At 57.5% G+C, this 14,466-nt stretch carries 15 protein-coding genes and 1 tRNA gene; 13 read left to right on the forward strand and 3 right to left on the reverse strand.

Annotation, left to right across the window (positions count from 1 at the left end; genetic code table 11):
- The first annotated feature begins 315 nt into the window (after nt 1-315).
- The gene (locus AC3IT6_RS04745) at nt 316-1,602 is read left to right on the forward strand and encodes a colicin-like pore-forming protein (protein WP_489354461.1); all 1,287 of its coding nucleotides are present in this window, start codon (nt 316-318) and stop codon (nt 1,600-1,602) included.
- A 124-nt stretch (nt 1,603-1,726) separates the two neighbouring features.
- Nucleotides 1,727-2,287, forward strand: a complete 561-nt coding sequence (locus AC3IT6_RS04750) for a hypothetical protein (RefSeq protein WP_489354462.1) — start codon at nt 1,727-1,729, stop codon at nt 2,285-2,287.
- 82 nt (nt 2,288-2,369) lie between these two features.
- Here AC3IT6_RS04750 and AC3IT6_RS04755 read toward each other — a convergent pair whose 3' ends face one another.
- Together AC3IT6_RS04755 and AC3IT6_RS04760 are read right to left on the reverse strand one after the other, a co-directional pair.
- Nucleotides 2,370-2,699 carry a hypothetical protein gene (locus AC3IT6_RS04755; RefSeq protein ID WP_489354463.1) on the reverse strand — a complete coding sequence of 110 codons (330 nt, stop codon included), beginning with the start codon at nt 2,697-2,699 and terminating at the stop codon, nt 2,370-2,372.
- A 160-nt stretch (nt 2,700-2,859) separates the two neighbouring features.
- A tRNA-Leu gene (locus tag AC3IT6_RS04760) sits at nt 2,860-2,944 on the reverse strand.
- Nucleotides 2,945-3,052: 108 nt separating this feature from the next.
- On the opposite strand from AC3IT6_RS04760, the gene queA reads away from it, so the two are divergent.
- The 6 genes from queA (at nt 3,053) to AC3IT6_RS04790 (ending at nt 9,167) form a co-directional block, all read left to right on the forward strand.
- Entirely contained in the window at nt 3,053-4,117 is a 1,065-nt protein-coding gene (gene queA, locus AC3IT6_RS04765) for a tRNA preQ1(34) S-adenosylmethionine ribosyltransferase-isomerase QueA (RefSeq protein ID WP_489354464.1), read from the forward strand.
- Between the two features lie 14 nt (nt 4,118-4,131).
- Nucleotides 4,132-5,247, forward strand: coding sequence for a tRNA guanosine(34) transglycosylase Tgt (gene tgt, locus AC3IT6_RS04770; protein WP_162130301.1), 1,116 nt, complete (start codon nt 4,132-4,134; stop codon nt 5,245-5,247).
- A gap of 43 nt (nt 5,248-5,290) precedes the next feature.
- Nucleotides 5,291-5,626: a preprotein translocase subunit YajC gene (gene yajC, locus AC3IT6_RS04775; RefSeq protein WP_007982729.1), complete on the forward strand. Its 336-nt coding sequence runs from the start codon at nt 5,291-5,293 to the stop codon at nt 5,624-5,626.
- Nucleotides 5,627-5,690: 64 nt separating this feature from the next.
- Nucleotides 5,691-7,559, forward strand: a complete 1,869-nt coding sequence (secD, locus tag AC3IT6_RS04780) for a protein translocase subunit SecD (protein WP_489354465.1) — start codon at nt 5,691-5,693, stop codon at nt 7,557-7,559.
- Nucleotides 7,560-7,568: 9 nt separating this feature from the next.
- Nucleotides 7,569-8,483, forward strand: coding sequence for a protein translocase subunit SecF (secF, locus tag AC3IT6_RS04785; RefSeq protein ID WP_150728288.1), 915 nt, complete (start codon nt 7,569-7,571; stop codon nt 8,481-8,483).
- Nucleotides 8,484-8,618: 135 nt separating this feature from the next.
- Complete coding sequence (locus AC3IT6_RS04790; RefSeq protein ID WP_150728289.1) at nt 8,619-9,167, forward strand: glycine zipper 2TM domain-containing protein; 549 nt, start codon at nt 8,619-8,621, stop codon at nt 9,165-9,167.
- Nucleotides 9,168-9,428: 261 nt separating this feature from the next.
- Here AC3IT6_RS04790 and suhB read toward each other — a convergent pair whose 3' ends face one another.
- Nucleotides 9,429-10,247: a type III secretion system regulator SuhB gene (gene suhB, locus AC3IT6_RS04795; protein ID WP_008053258.1), complete on the reverse strand. Its 819-nt coding sequence runs from the start codon at nt 10,245-10,247 to the stop codon at nt 9,429-9,431.
- A 146-nt stretch (nt 10,248-10,393) separates the two neighbouring features.
- Between suhB and trmJ the strand changes: the two genes are divergently transcribed.
- The 5 genes from trmJ to iscU all read left to right on the forward strand — a co-directional run bounded on the left by trmJ (nt 10,394) and on the right by iscU (nt 14,441).
- A complete protein-coding gene (trmJ, locus tag AC3IT6_RS04800; RefSeq protein ID WP_103394285.1) occupies nt 10,394-11,164 on the forward strand; it encodes a tRNA (cytosine(32)/uridine(32)-2'-O)-methyltransferase TrmJ in 771 nt (256 codons plus the stop codon).
- Between the two features lie 2 nt (nt 11,165-11,166).
- Nucleotides 11,167-11,943, forward strand: a complete 777-nt coding sequence (cysE, locus tag AC3IT6_RS04805) for a serine O-acetyltransferase (protein WP_095945783.1) — start codon at nt 11,167-11,169, stop codon at nt 11,941-11,943.
- Between the two features lie 253 nt (nt 11,944-12,196).
- Nucleotides 12,197-12,688 (forward strand): Fe-S cluster assembly transcriptional regulator IscR, encoded by a 492-nt coding sequence (iscR, locus tag AC3IT6_RS04810; protein WP_003227911.1) that lies wholly within the window; start codon nt 12,197-12,199, stop codon nt 12,686-12,688.
- Between the two features lie 50 nt (nt 12,689-12,738).
- On the forward strand, nt 12,739-13,953 hold the full coding sequence (locus AC3IT6_RS04815; protein WP_489354466.1) for an IscS subfamily cysteine desulfurase: 1,215 nt from the start codon (nt 12,739-12,741) through the stop codon (nt 13,951-13,953).
- 101 nt (nt 13,954-14,054) lie between these two features.
- Nucleotides 14,055-14,441 carry a Fe-S cluster assembly scaffold IscU gene (gene iscU / locus AC3IT6_RS04820; RefSeq protein ID WP_007982746.1) on the forward strand — a complete coding sequence of 129 codons (387 nt, stop codon included), beginning with the start codon at nt 14,055-14,057 and terminating at the stop codon, nt 14,439-14,441.
- The last annotated feature ends 25 nt before the right edge of the window (nt 14,442-14,466 follow it).

Genomic DNA, 14,466 nt, shown 5'->3' on the forward strand with positions numbered 1-14,466 from the left:
TTGAATTACACGGGTTTCCACACCCGGTCGCTGAATTGGCAGCGACGGTGGGAGGGTATCGTGCGGACCCTTTTCCTGCAACTTCTGAATATGAGCAACATCCGCTAACGAAGAACTGTGACGCAATGGCATAACCCTACCTATGCTCTTTTAGCCGCTGCTTAAAAAAGAATATGGCTGTGATTTTTACAGTTAATGCTTGCTCGTGAAGTTCCTAGCGGTAAGGGCAAACGGTCCGAAGATAGCCTGTTTACGATCTTGAATCTGGATCGATTCAGAAGGGCTGTCTGTTCCACACACCATGGAGAAAAATACATGCGACAAGGAAATGTCACCCTCCCACCTATTGTTGTAACTCCTGAGCCGCCACTGCCCAAGCCTCCGGGCCCCCTCCCCGGTAGTGGGGTAATTGCCAAGCCGTTACCGTGGGACGGCAAAGTTGTCAGCAGTTTCGAAATTGATATGTTCTTCAGTCAGAAAGGTATCAGGGTTAGTGATCGCTACACGATATCCGTAATAGTTACTGTCGCCACAGCTCAACGAAATATCGAGCAATCCTACACCGCCTATTTGCCACAATTACCGGCGGACATTGACTCGGAAATTGCTGTGGCAGTGGGTATCTACTCACTTTCCAAGCTGGAACAGAGCAAAGCAGAAAAAAACGTTGTGGACAGTCTGATCATTCAGAACAACGCGGAACTAGCTAAGAGCATCGCTGAAGCCAACGCCTTTTTCGGTAGAAATGTCCTGGCGTTGGAAGTCAGGAAAAGTGCGGTGGATTTTGCGAACATACTCCAGAACTCCCGTATTCCCGGCACAGGTCTCGGCATTTACAAAAGTTGGGAGGCATCCGCTACAGCTGCTTACAGGGCAAAAATACTGGCAGAGAAAATCCGAATTCTTTCGGGAAAATCCGTAGTCCTAGCGCAGGCTGTTGCCACTGCCCAGGCGGAAGAGGACGCTCGTCTGTTAGCGGAGGCAGAAGCAAGAAGGCTGGCTGAGGAAGCCGCTCGCATTGCAGCAGAAAAGGCCAGTTATGACGCTGCAGTAATGTTTCTATCCGACGTCAATAAAGACATTCTGATCAGATACGGCGAAAACATGAGCAAAGTCGCGTTGGGTCTACAGGAAAATATTTCAGGCAAGAAAGTGCGAAGCTATGCGCAAGCCATGGAAACCTTTGAGAAGGTGCGAATAAACCCCAACACAAAGCTCAACTCGCAAGACACCAAGGCCGTAGTGAACGCGCTAAAGGCTCTCGATCAGGCAACACTGGCTGACAATGTCGCACGATTGGGCAAGGCGTTTGGCGTCGTTGGCAAAGTTTTCCAGATCAATACAATTCGTGAGCACACGATCGTTGGTATGGAAACTGGCGATTGGAAACCCCTCGGTCTGGAGCTGGAAAGCATCGCCGTTGGTATAGGAGCCGGAGCGGTACTTGCGGGCGTCATGGTGCTGGCCATGCCGGCGTTTGTCGGATCCGCAGTCGGGGTAGTGACGGTGGCAATATTGATGGCACTGGCAGGCTCTTATTTCGACGCGAAAAAGGTCGATGAGATCAACACCACTGTCCTCAATGCACTTCCGCAACAATAATAAAAAACAGTTTGTTACAGTAAAATGGCCCGATGCTCCATTGCATCGGGCTTAATACCGAAATCATGGGCTTCACCAATTTTCCAAAGCTTTTTCGGTTCGTACCAAGGGCAAGGTAGTCTCAATGAGTAAAAAGGTTACTCAAGTTATTCCCATTCCTTATCTGCTGATCTCGTTTAGCCTGATACCTATATTCCTGATCGCCAATTTTCTACCGGCATACGCTAGTAACGAAATGTATCTGCGAATCGACAATTTTTTAGACCAGCATCTTTTGGGGACGGTGGGTTTTTGGTCTTCATTTTTTCCGTTCAGTTCCCGATTGAGCACGAGCTATATCAGCCTTTTTGGTCCAATCTTCGCAGCGGTTGCCGTCTACCTGACCCACGCAAAAATAGTCATAGACCCAGAGCAATACCGGAGCTTGACACTCAAAAAGTACGTGTATGCATTGTTTGTAATAGTAGTGTTGCTAGCAGTATTCGTCTCGATTAACTACTTCGGCGATGTAGATTTGGCCGAGCATAATCGCAGGTTTCGCCTTTTTGGACTGAATACCTTGATGTATTCGATATTTGCCTCAGCCATGTTGCTGTGTTTCTACGCGATTACGTTATTGGGGTACGTTGCGTTTTGTTACATTCCTCGGTTGTTTATAGAGCGTTGGAGAGGTGGCGATGTTTAAGAAAAGATTGGATAGGAAGACGTGGCGACCAATGTCAGTCTGGTTATCGAGCGTTCTCGCTTTTTAGGCCATCTGCCTACATTCACTGAATGTCTTTTAGATAATCCTTGAGCGCGATGAGCGGGGCATCAAGCTGCGCCAACGTCTCAATGCTGGAAAATTCACCCGCTAACCTCCGCAACTCCCGCCCCAACGGCTTATCCACGCCCCCAATAGCTTCCAGCGCCAACCCCACACACTCATCCACCTTCACCTGAATCCCCTCAACATCCCCCTGCCGCACCAGCAACTCAAACACATCCCGCTGGTAGTCACCCATGACCAAATCATCACGCAAAATCGGACTTGAATTTTCCGTCTCATAAGCCAGTTTGAGTGAGAAGAGAGCAACGCTTTCCAGCTGCAATTCCATGGGGAAAATCCTTGTGAAATGTTCCGCGGGTGTGGGCTGCGGGGAAGAGCAAGATCAAAAGATCGCAGCCTTCGGCAGCTCCTACACAGGACAGTAGGGTGTCAGGTACTTTTTTGCAGGCGAAAAAAAAGGCCTTGCAAAGCAAGACCTTTCTTAATTTTGGTGCCCCGAGGGAGACTCGAACTCCCACTCCTTTCGAAAACGGATTTTGAATCCGCCGCGTCTACCAATTCCGCCATCAGGGCTCAATGGCGGCGAAGTATAGAGATGAGATAACCGCTGGTCAATCAGGTACATGGAGAATTTTTGATATTTCCGCTAGACTTCCCGGCCCTGCTAGACGACACCCCATCATGCGCGTTGCTGACTTTACCTTCGAGCTCCCTGATTTGCTGATCGCCCGCCATCCGCTGGCCGAGCGGCGCAATAGTCGCCTGTTGACCCTGGATGGGGTCAGCGGCGCCCTGGCACACCGTCAATTCACTGATCTGCTGGAGCATTTGCGCCCCGGCGACTTGATGGTGTTCAACAATACCCGGGTGATTCCGGCGCGACTGTTTGGCCAGAAGGCTTCCGGCGGCAAGCTGGAAATCCTGGTGGAGCGGGTGCTCGACAGTCATCGCGTGCTGGCCCATGTGCGTTCCAGCAAGTCGCCCAAGCCTGGGTCGAAGATCCTCATCGACGGCGGTGGTGAGGCCGAGATGCTGGCGCGGCACGATGCGTTGTTCGAGCTGGGGTTCACTGAGGAGGTGTTGCCGCTGCTCGACCGTGTCGGGCATATGCCGCTGCCTCCTTATATAGACCGCCCGGATGAAGGCGCCGACCGCGAGCGTTACCAGACCGTCTACGCCGAGCGTTTGGGCGCGGTGGCGGCGCCGACGGCGGGGCTGCATTTCGATCAGGTGCTGATGGAGGCGATTGCCGCCAAGGGCGTCGAGACCGCGTTCGTGACCCTACACGTCGGCGCCGGCACTTTCCAACCGGTACGGGTTGAGAAGCTCGAAGACCACCACATGCACAGCGAATGGCTGGAAGTCGGCCAGGACGTGGTCGATGCCGTTGCCGCCTGCCGCGCTCGCGGTGGTCGCGTGGTGGCGGTGGGGACCACCAGCGTGCGTTCCCTGGAGAGCGCCGCCCGCGATGGCGTGCTCAAGCCGTTCAGTGGCGACACCGACATTTTCATCTTCCCGGGCCGGCCGTTTCATGTGGTCGATGCCCTGGTCACCAACTTCCATTTGCCCGAATCCACGCTGTTGATGCTGGTTTCGGCGTTCGCCGGTTATCCCGAAACCATGGCCGCCTACAAGGCTGCCGTGGACAACGGTTACCGCTTTTTCAGCTACGGTGATGCGATGTTCATCACGCGTAATCCTGCGCCGACTGCCCCTAAAGAATCGGGCCCAGAGGAAACAGTATGAGTCGCACCTGTCGTATGTCTTTCGAGCTGCTGGCCACTGATGGCAAGGCTCGTCGCGGTCGTTTGACCTTCCCGCGCGGTACCGTCGAGACCCCGGCCTTCATGCCGGTGGGCACCTACGGCACGGTCAAGGGCATGCTGCCACGGGATATCGAGGCGACTGGCGCTGAAATCATTCTGGGAAACACCTTCCACCTGTGGCTGCGCCCGGGCACGGAAGTGATCAAGAAGCACGGCGACCTGCACGATTTCATGCAGTGGAAAGGCCCGATCCTGACCGACTCCGGCGGTTTCCAGGTGTTCAGCCTGGGCGCCATGCGCAAGATCAAGGAGGAGGGCGTGACCTTCGCTTCCCCGGTCGACGGCGCCAAGGTGTTCATGGGCCCGGAAGAGTCGATGCAGGTCCAGCGCGACCTGGGCTCCGACATCGTGATGATTTTCGACGAATGCACGCCGTACCCGGCTGACGAAGACGTCGCCCGTATCTCCATGGAATTGTCCCTGCGTTGGGCCAAGCGTTCGAAAGAAGCCCATGGCGACAACACGGCGGCGCTGTTCGGTATCGTGCAGGGCGGCATGCACCAGGACCTGCGCATGCGCTCCCTGGAAGGCCTCGACAAGATCGGTTTCGACGGCCTGGCCATCGGCGGCCTGTCGGTGGGCGAGCCCAAGCACGAAATGATCAAGGTGCTGGATTACCTGCCGGGCATGATGCCGGCTGACAAACCTCGTTACCTTATGGGCGTTGGCAAACCGGAAGATCTGGTTGAGGGTGTGCGCCGCGGTGTGGACATGTTCGATTGCGTGATGCCAACCCGTAATGCCCGCAACGGGCATCTGTTCATTGATACCGGCGTGCTGAAGATCCGTAACGCGTTCCATCGCCATGATGATTCGCCGCTCGATCCGACCTGCGATTGCTATACCTGCCAGAACTTCTCCCGCGCTTATCTGCATCACCTGGACAAATGCGGCGAAATGCTGGGAAGCATGCTCAATACCATCCATAACTTGCGCCATTATCAAGTGCTTATGGCTGGTTTGCGCGAGGCTATTCAACAGGGTACATTGGCCGCCTTTGTCGATGCCTTCTACGCCAAACGCGGGCTTCCCGTGCCGCCTTTGGACTGAGTTTACTGACCCCAAGATTCAACATTTGCAACTGGAGTGCTAAATGAGCTTTTTTATCTCTAATGCCATGGCTGACGCCGCTGCACCTGCTGCCGGCCCAATGGGCGGCGGTTTCGAGTGGATTTTCCTGGTCGGTTTCCTGGTCATCTTCTACCTGATGATCTGGCGTCCACAGGCCAAGCGCGCCAAAGAGCAGAAAAACCTGCTGAGCAGCCTGCAGAAAGGCGATGAAGTTGTGACCACCGGCGGCATCGCCGGCAAGATCACTAAAGTGGCCGACGATTTCGTCGTTCTGGAAGTTTCCGACACCGTCGAAATGAAGTTCCAGAAAGGCGCCATCGCCGCCACGCTGCCAAAAGGCACGCTGAAAGCGATCTAAGTTTCAACTTCATTTTCAATCGACGGGGCGCGCAAGGCGCCCCGCGTCATAAACGGGCGGCGTGATGCTGAACAAATATCCTCTGTGGAAATACATTCTGATCCTGGCGGTGCTGGCGATCGGTCTGATTTATTCCGCTCCCAATCTTTATCCTGATGACCCGGCCATTCAGGTCAGCGGTGCAAGCACTGCGCTGCAAGTCAATCAGGCTGATCTGGATCGTGTGAGCGCTGCGCTCAAGGAATCCGGGATCAACGTCAAGGCTGCCACCCTGGCAGAGGGCGGCAAGGGCGGTCTGATTCGCCTGACCAAGGCTGAAGACCAGCTGCCGGCCAAAGACGTCGTGCGCAAGGCATTGGGTGATGACTACGTCGTTGCACTGAACCTGGCACAAACCACCCCGCAATGGCTGCGCAACCTCGCTGCGCACCCGATGAAGCTGGGTCTGGACTTGTCCGGTGGTGTGCACTTCCTGCTGGAAGTGGACATGGACAAAGCCCTCGACGCGCGCCTGAAAGTCTACGAAGGCGACGTCAAGAGTCTGTTGCGTAAAGAGAAACTGCGCTATCGCAGCCTGCCGCAACTCGATGGTGCCATTCAGCTGGGCTTCTCTGATGAAGCGACCCGCGAACAGGCCCGTTCGATCATTCGCAAGAACTTCAACGATTTCGACATTGTTCCGGCCGACCTCAATGGTCAACCGGTGCTGCGTCTGGCGATGACCCCGGCCAAGCTGGCGGAAATCCGCGAATACTCCATCAAGCAGAACTTGACCACGGTACGTAACCGCGTCAACGAGCTGGGTGTTGCCGAACCGATCGTCCAGCGTCAGGGCGCCAACCGTATCGTGGTTGAGCTGCCGGGCGTGCAGGACACCGCCGAAGCCAAGCGTATCCTCGGCAAGACGGCCAACCTCGAGTTCCGTCTGGCCGCTGAGCCTGGTGCTTCGAAAGCCACTTCCGAATCCTTCGAGTTCCGTGAGGGCAACCGTCCTCCTGCGCTCATCGAACGTGGCCTGATCATCACCGGTGACCAGGTGACTGACGCCAAGGCCGGTTTCGGTGAGCAGGGCTCGCCGGAAGTGAACATTCGCCTGGACGGTCACGGCGGCGAGCTGATGAACCGTGCGACCCGTTCGAACGTCGGTCGCAGCATGGCGGTGATCTTCATCGAGCAGCGTCCGGTTACCACTTACGTCAAGCAAGTGGTCAACGGCGTCGAGAAAGACGTGCCGGTGCAGACGTTCAAGGAGGAGAAGAAGATCATCAGCCTGGCGACCATTCAGTCGCCGCTGGGCGCGCAGTTCCGCATCACCGGCCTGAACGGCCAGGGCGAATCGTCCGAACTGGCGCTGCTGCTGCGTGCCGGTGGTCTGGCGGCGCCGATGTACTTCGCTGAAGAACGCACCATTGGCCCGAGCCTGGGTGCCGACAACATCACCAAGGGTATCGATGCATCGCTGTGGGGCATGCTGTTCGTCTCGCTGTTCATCATGGCCATCTACCGCTTCTTCGGCCTCATCGCCACCGTCGCGCTGACGGTGAACATGGTGATGCTGCTGGCCTTGATGTCGCTGCTGGGTGCAACGCTGACCCTGCCGGGTATCGCCGGTATCGTGTTGACCATGGGTATGGCGGTCGACGCCAACGTGCTGATCTTCTCGCGGATCCGTGAAGAGATCGCCGCCGGCATGACCGTGCAGCGTGCAATCAACGAAGGCTTCGGCCGGGCATTCACCGCGATTCTCGACGCCAACCTGACCACCTTGCTGGTCGGCGGCATCCTCTTTGCCATGGGCACCGGCCCGGTGAAGGGCTTCGCAGTGACCATGTCCCTCGGGATCTTTACCTCGATGTTCACGGCCATCATGGTGACCCGCGCGATGGTCAACCTGATCTTCGGCGGTCGTGACTTCAAGAAGTTGTGGATTTAAGGGGCTGCCATGTTACGTACAATCAACTTCATGGGCGTTCGCAACTTCGCGTTCGGCGTCACATTGTTCCTTACCGCACTGGCAATATTCAGTGTCTTCCATAAGGGCATGAACTGGGGCCTGGACTTCACCGGCGGTACGCTCATCGAGCTGACCTACGAGCGTCCGGCCGACGTCTCCAAGGTGCGTGAGCAGCTGGTGAGCGCCGGTTATAACGATGCGGTCGTGCAGAACTTCGGTGCAACCACCGACCTGCTGGTGCGCATGCCTGGCGAAGACCCGCAACTGGGTCACCAGGTAGCCGAAGCCTTGCAGAAGGTCGGCGGCGATAACCCGGCGACGGTCAAACGTGTCGAGTTCGTCGGCCCGCAGGTGGGTGAAGAGCTGCGCGACCAGGGCGGCCTCGGCATGCTGATGGCGCTGGGCGGGATCCTGATCTACCTGGCTTTCCGCTTTCAGTGGAAGTTCGCGGTCGGTGCGATCGTGTCCTTGATCCACGACGTGATCGTGACCATCGGTATCCTGTCGTTCTTCCAGATCACCTTCGATTTGACGGTGCTGGCGGCGGTACTGGCGATCATCGGTTACTCGCTCAATGACACCATCGTGGTATTCGACCGGGTTCGCGAGAACTTCCGGGTACTGCGCAAGGCCAGCCTGATCGAGAACATCAACATCTCGACCACGCAAACCCTGCTGCGGACCATGGCGACTTCGATCTCCACCTTGCTGGCGATCGCGGCCCTGTTGTTCTTCGGTGGCGACAACCTGTTCGGCTTCTCCATCGCCCTGTTCATTGGTGTTCTGGCGGGTACTTACTCGTCGATCTACATCGCGAACGTGGTGCTGATCTGGCTGAACCTGAGCACGGAAGACCTGATTCCTCCGGCCAATACCGAGAAGGAAGTCGACGACCGTCCTTGAAGGGCTCTCTATCCCAAGGCAGTCTTCGGGTGATGTAGTCCAAAAAAGGCGCGAGTTGAACTCGCGCCTTTTTTTGTGCTCCAAGGCAGGGAGAAGCGCGGACACGTTCCGCATGTGATGGTCCAGGAGGTTCATGTGAACAAGTCGATGCTGGTTGGTGCTGTACTGGGTGCTGTCGGTGTTACTGCCGGGGGTGCTGTGGCCACCTACAGCCTGGTTAAAAGCGGCCCGGAGTACGCACAAGTACTCGCCGTTGAGCCGGTCAAGACACAAATCAAGACTCCACGTGAAGTGTGCAAGGATGTAGCGGTCACCCGGCAGGCGCCGGTGAAAGATCAACATCAGATCGCCGGTACGGTGGTCGGTGCATTGGCAGGTGGTTTGCTGGGTAACCAGATCGGTGGCGGCACCGGTAAGAAGATCGCCACGGTCGCGGGTGCTGTCGGTGGTGGTTACGCCGGCAACAAGGTGCAGGAAGGCATGCAAGAGCGTGACACCTACACCACGACCCAGACCCGCTGTAACACGGTTAATGACATCAGCGACAAAGTTGTAGGTTACGACGTGCGGTATTCGCTGGACGGCAAGGAAGGCAAAGTGCGCATGGATCGTGATCCAGGCAACCAGATTCCGGTGGATAAGGAAGGCAAGTTGATCTTGTCGGAGAATCAGGCAGCTCAGTGATCTGCTGAAGCCGGATTAAAAAAGAAGCACCCTGCGGGGTGCTTTTTTTGTGCCCGCGATTTATGCGCCACAGCAATCCCCTGTAGGAGCGAGCTTGCTCGCGAAGAACTCAAAGGCACCGCGTTCATCCAGAATGCCCGTGTTATCGTTGACGACCATCGCGAGCGAGCTCGCTCCTACAGTGGGGTTGTGGTGTTATCGAAGGCGAATTGTAGGCATAAAAAAAGCACCCCGAAGGGTGCTTTCTCTGTCGCAGGAAGCTTAGCGCTTCAGCGAGGCCGGCAGGTGCGGCTGGATCGCCGTCAATACGGCCTTGAAGCACTTGGTGTTGCCGGCAACGACGTGGCCTTTTTCAAGGAAGTCGTGACCGCCGGTGAAGTCGCTCACCAAACCGCCGGCTTCCTGGATCAGCAGGGCGCCTGCAGCCATGTCCCACTCGGACAGGCCCGACTCCCAGAAGGCGTCGAAACGGCCGGCGGCCACGTAGGCCAGGTCCAGGCTCGCCGAGCCTGCGCGGCGGATGCCGGCGGTCTGGCCAACCAGGGCGCGGAACATGCCCAGGTAGTTGTCGAGGTTGTCCATCTGATCGTCACGGAACGGGAAGCCGGTACCCAGCAGGGCGCCGTCCAGGCTGGTGCGGCCGCTGACGCGCAGGCGACGACCGTTCAGTTGAGCGCCGCGACCACGGCTGGCGGTGAATTCTTCCTGGCGAACCGGGTCCAGGACAACAGCGTGTTCCAGGCGACCGCGGTATTTGCAGGCGATGCTGACAGCGAAATGAGGAATGCCGCGCAGGAAGTTGGTGGTGCCGTCCAGTGGATCGATGATCCACAGGTACTCTTCGCCTTCGATGCCGGTGCCGGCGTGCATGCCGGTCTCTTCACCCAGGATCGAGTGGTTCGGGTAGGCCTTGCGCAGGGCGTCGATGATTTTCTGTTCGGCGGCGCGATCCACCTCGGATACGTAATCCTTGGCGTCTTTTTCGTCGACCTTGATGGTATCCAGGCGCTCGATGGAGCGGAAGATCAATTCACTGGCGCTGCGGGCGGCGCGCAGCGCGATATTCAGCATGGGCTGCATGGATGTGTCACCTAAGGTTGTTAAAGAAAGCCGGGCATTCTATCAGAAAGTTTCTACAGGAGAAGGACGACGTTCGCTTTCATGGCTTAACGGTAGGATGAGCTGTAAGATTCTGCTCCCGATTATTGTGTTCGAGAGCGCCTCCCTTGCTGCAAAACATTCGTGTCGTCCTGGTCAATACCAGCCATCCGGGCAATATCGGCGGGGCTGCGCGTGCCATGAAGAACATGGGGCTGTCGCGGCTGGTGCTGGTCGAGCCGCGCCTGTTCCCGCATCACGAGGCCGATGCCCGTGCCTCCGGTGCCGGGGACATCCTTGAAAACGCGCAAGTCGTCGCCACCTTGGAAGATGCCCTGGTCGGCTGCAACCTGGTGCTCGGTACCAGCGCCCGCGACCGGCGCATTCCCTGGCCGTTGCTCGATCCCCGCGAATGCGGAACGAAGGTGGTCGAGGAAGCCGGGCAGGGTGCGGAAATTGCCCTGGTGTTCGGTCGTGAAGATTCCGGCCTGACCAACGAAGAGCTGCAGCGATGTCATTATCACGTGCACATTCCATCGGACCCTGAGTTCAGTTCGCTGAACCTTGGGGCGGCGGTGCAGGTATTGGGTTATGAAGTGCGCATGTCCTGGCTGGCGGCCCAAGGTCAGCCGAGCAAGGTCGAGAAGGAAGAAGTGGCTTCGGTCAAAAGCGCTGAGCTTGCGACCATGGACGAGCTGGAGCGATTCTATGAGCACCTGGAGCAGACCCTGGTGGCCATCGAATTCCTCGATCCGGAAAAGCCACGGCACTTGATGGCGCGCCTGCGCCGGTTGTACGGACGCAGCTCGGTCAGCCGGGCGGAAATGAATATTTTGCGTGGCATCCTCACGGAAACCCAGAAAGCGGCCCGTGGTGAGCTCCTTAAGCGGAAGGATTAATGATGTTCGAGCGTTTGCGTGAAGATATCCAGAGCGTATTCCACCGAGACCCGGCGGCGCGTAACGCTTTTGAAGTCCTGACCTGCTACCCCGGCATGCATGCCATCTGGATTCACCGTTTGTCGGCAATGCTGTGGCGCGCGGACCTGAAATGGCTGGCGCGGCTGGTGTCGAACTTCGGGCGCTGGTTGACTGGGATCGAGATCCATCCGGGTGCCAAGGTCGGTCGACGCTTCTTCATTGACCATGGCATGGGCATCGTTATCGGTGAAACCGCCGAGATTGGCGATGACGTCACTATTTACCAGGGCGTGACCCTGGGCGGCACCAGCTGGAACAAGGGCAAGCGTCACCCGACCTTGGGTGATGGCGTCGTGGTCGGGGCGGGCGCGAAGGTGCTGGGCCCGTTCACTGTCGGTGCCGGGGCCAAGGTGGGTTCCAATGCCGTCGTGACCAAGGAAGTGCCGCCGGGTGCCACTGTGGTAGGTATTCCGGGGCGGATCATCGTCAAGCCCGACGAAGAGCAGGACGCCAAGCGCAAGGCCATGGCCGAGAAAATCGGCTTCGATGCCTACGGCGTGACTGAAGACATGCCCGACCCGGTGGCGCGTGCCATTGGTCAGCTGCTCGATCACCTGCAGGCGGTCGATGGGCGTCTGGAGGGGATGTGCGGGGCGTTGAAGGACCTGGGCAGCAATTACTGTGCGAAAGATCTGCCTGAGCTGCGCGAAGAAGACTTCGCGTGTGTGAAGGACAAGGATCAGAGTCAGGCCAGCTAGACCGAGTCGCTCCCTTCAAGAGCAAGTCGAATCGTCGCACCGCCACTCCCACATTTGAAACGCATTCCCCTGTGGGAGCGGGCTTGCTCGCGAAGAGCGGTAACTCGGTATTGCTGGCTGTCCACAGCCAGGCTTTGCTATGATGCTGCCGCTCTTTTGCGGGTAAACCTGACTAAAGTACTAGGTCTTATAGTTGACTTAAATACTCGGGAATTGCATACTCGCCTCATTCCGAACTCCGTGGTAATTGTCCATGCGACTGACTACAAAAGGCCGATACGCCGTGACCGCCATGCTCGATCTGGCATTGCACGCGCAGCACGGGCCCGTGTCCCTGGCCGATATCTCCGAGCGCCAAGGCATCTCCCTGTCGTACCTCGAACAGCTTTTCGCCAAATTGCGCCGCAGCAATCTGGTGTCCAGCGTGCGCGGTCCGGGCGGTGGCTACCAATTGTCCCGCGACATGCAGGGCATCCAGGTCGCCCAGGTGATCGATGCAGTGAACGAATCGGTCGATGCAACCAAATGCCAAGGGCAGGGTGATTGCCATTCCGGCGACACTTGCCTGACTCACCACTTGTGGTGCGATCTGAGCCTGCAGATTCACGAATTTCTGAGCGGTATCAGCTTGGCTGATCTTGTGACTCGCCGTGAGGTGCAAGAAGTAGCCCAGCGTCAGGACCAACGCCGTTGCAACAGCAAGGCGCCACGCCTGGACAAGATTGAAGCGTCCGCCGTCGAATGACAGCCGAAGAGCTAGCGGCACGCCAGCCAGCCTGATTTAGGAGATAGTCCATGAAATTGCCGATTTACCTTGATTACTCTGCGACCACCCCGGTTGATCCGCGTGTTGCGCAAAAAATGAGTGAATGCCTGCTGGTCGACGGAAACTTCGGTAACCCGGCGTCCCGTTCCCACGTGTTCGGCTGGAAAGCCGAAGAGTCCGTCGAAAACGCCCGTCGTCAGGTCGCTGACCTGGTCAACGCCGACCCGCGTGAAATCGTCTGGACCTCCGGTGCCACCGAGTCCGACAACCTGGCAATCAAGGGTGCGGCGCATTTCTATGCCACCAAGGGCAAGCACCTGATCACCACCAAGATCGAGCACAAGGCTGTCCTGGATACCATGCGCCAACTGGAGCGTGAAGGTTTCGAAGTGACCTACATCGAGCCTCGTACCGATGGCCTGGTGACCCCTGAGATGATCGAAGCCGAACTGCGCGACGACACCATCCTGGTTTCGGTCATGCACGTGAACAACGAAATCGGCACCATCAACGACATCGCAGCGATCGGCGAACTGCTCCGTTCCAAGGGCATCCTGTTCCACGTCGACGCCGCTCAGTCCACTGGCAAGGTCGAGATCGACCTTTCGAAGCTGAAAGTCGACATGATGTCGTTCTCCGCCCACAAGACCTACGGTCCTAAAGGCATCGGCGCCCTGTACGTAAGCCGCAAGCCGCGCGTACGTATCGAGGCGACCATGCACGGTGGCGGCCACGAACGCGGTATGCGTTCCGGCACCCTGGCGACCCACCAGATCGTCGGCATGGGTGAAGCTTTCCGCGTAGCCAAGGAAGACATGGCTGCCGAGAACGCACGCATCAAGGCGTTGAGCGACCGTTTCTACAAGCAGGTCGAGCACCTGGAAGAGCTGTACGTCAACGGCAGCATGACCGCCCGCGTTCCGCACAACCTGAACCTGAGCTTCAACTACGTTGAAGGCGAGTCGCTGATCATGGCGCTCAAGGACCTGGCGGTTTCGTCCGGTTCGGCTTGCACTTCGGCGTCCCTTGAGCCTTCGTACGTGCTGCGTGCCCTGGGCCGCAACGACGAACTGGCCCACAGTTCGATCCGTTTCACCTTCGGCCGCTTCACCACCGAAGAAGAAATCGACTACGCCGCGCAGAAAGTCTGCGAGGCCGTTATCAAGCTGCGCGCTCTGTCGCCGCTCTGGGACATGTACAAAGACGGCGTCGATATCTCGAAGATCGAGTGGGCGGCACACTAACTATAGAAGCCGCCGGATACAGGTCCTGTAGCAACGCGGCGGTAAACGCAGCGCAACTGCAGGGCCTCAAGAGCGGCCCCGATGAGTGAGGATTGAGAATCATGTCTTACAGCGAAAAGGTCATCGACCACTACGAAAACCCGCGCAACGTCGGCAAGATGGACGCGGAAGACCCTGATGTCGGCACCGGCATGGTCGGCGCTCCGGCGTGCGGCGACGTGATGCGCCTGCAGATCAAGGTCAACGACGCCGGCATCATCGAAGATGCCAAGTTCAAGACTTACGGCTGCGGTTCGGCTATCGCTTCCAGCTCCCTCGCCACCGAGTGGATGAAGGGCAAGACTCTGGACGAAGCGGAAACCATCAAGAACACCCAGCTGGCTGAAGAACTGGCCCTGCCGCCAGTGAAAATTCACTGCTCGGTACTCGCTGAAGACGCCATCAAGGCCGCTGTACGCGATTACAAGCAGAAGAAAGGCTTGATCTGATTTTCGAGTTTTGGCGACGAGTAAG

This window comes from Pseudomonas sp. KH_017, assembly GCF_057840285.1.

What these genes read in the sequence shown, in the direction of transcription:
- AC3IT6_RS04745 (WP_489354461.1), top strand. Translation starts at nt 316, where the DNA reads ATGCGACAAGGAAATGTCACCCTCCCACCTATTGTTGTAACTCCTGAG.
- AC3IT6_RS04750 (WP_489354462.1), top strand. Translation starts at nt 1,727, where the DNA reads ATGAGTAAAAAGGTTACTCAAGTTATTCCCATTCCTTATCTGCTGATC.
- AC3IT6_RS04755 (WP_489354463.1), bottom strand. Translation starts at nt 2,699, where the DNA reads ATGGAATTGCAGCTGGAAAGCGTTGCTCTCTTCTCACTCAAACTGGCT.
- queA (WP_489354464.1), top strand. Translation starts at nt 3,053, where the DNA reads ATGCGCGTTGCTGACTTTACCTTCGAGCTCCCTGATTTGCTGATCGCC.
- tgt (WP_162130301.1), top strand. Translation starts at nt 4,132, where the DNA reads ATGTCTTTCGAGCTGCTGGCCACTGATGGCAAGGCTCGTCGCGGTCGT.
- yajC (WP_007982729.1), top strand. Translation starts at nt 5,291, where the DNA reads ATGAGCTTTTTTATCTCTAATGCCATGGCTGACGCCGCTGCACCTGCT.
- secD (WP_489354465.1), top strand. Translation starts at nt 5,691, where the DNA reads ATGCTGAACAAATATCCTCTGTGGAAATACATTCTGATCCTGGCGGTG.
- secF (WP_150728288.1), top strand. Translation starts at nt 7,569, where the DNA reads ATGTTACGTACAATCAACTTCATGGGCGTTCGCAACTTCGCGTTCGGC.
- suhB (WP_008053258.1), bottom strand. Translation starts at nt 10,247, where the DNA reads ATGCAGCCCATGCTGAATATCGCGCTGCGCGCCGCCCGCAGCGCCAGT.
- cysE (WP_095945783.1), top strand. Translation starts at nt 11,167, where the DNA reads ATGTTCGAGCGTTTGCGTGAAGATATCCAGAGCGTATTCCACCGAGAC.
- iscR (WP_003227911.1), top strand. Translation starts at nt 12,197, where the DNA reads ATGCGACTGACTACAAAAGGCCGATACGCCGTGACCGCCATGCTCGAT.
- AC3IT6_RS04815 (WP_489354466.1), top strand. Translation starts at nt 12,739, where the DNA reads ATGAAATTGCCGATTTACCTTGATTACTCTGCGACCACCCCGGTTGAT.
- iscU (WP_007982746.1), top strand. Translation starts at nt 14,055, where the DNA reads ATGTCTTACAGCGAAAAGGTCATCGACCACTACGAAAACCCGCGCAAC.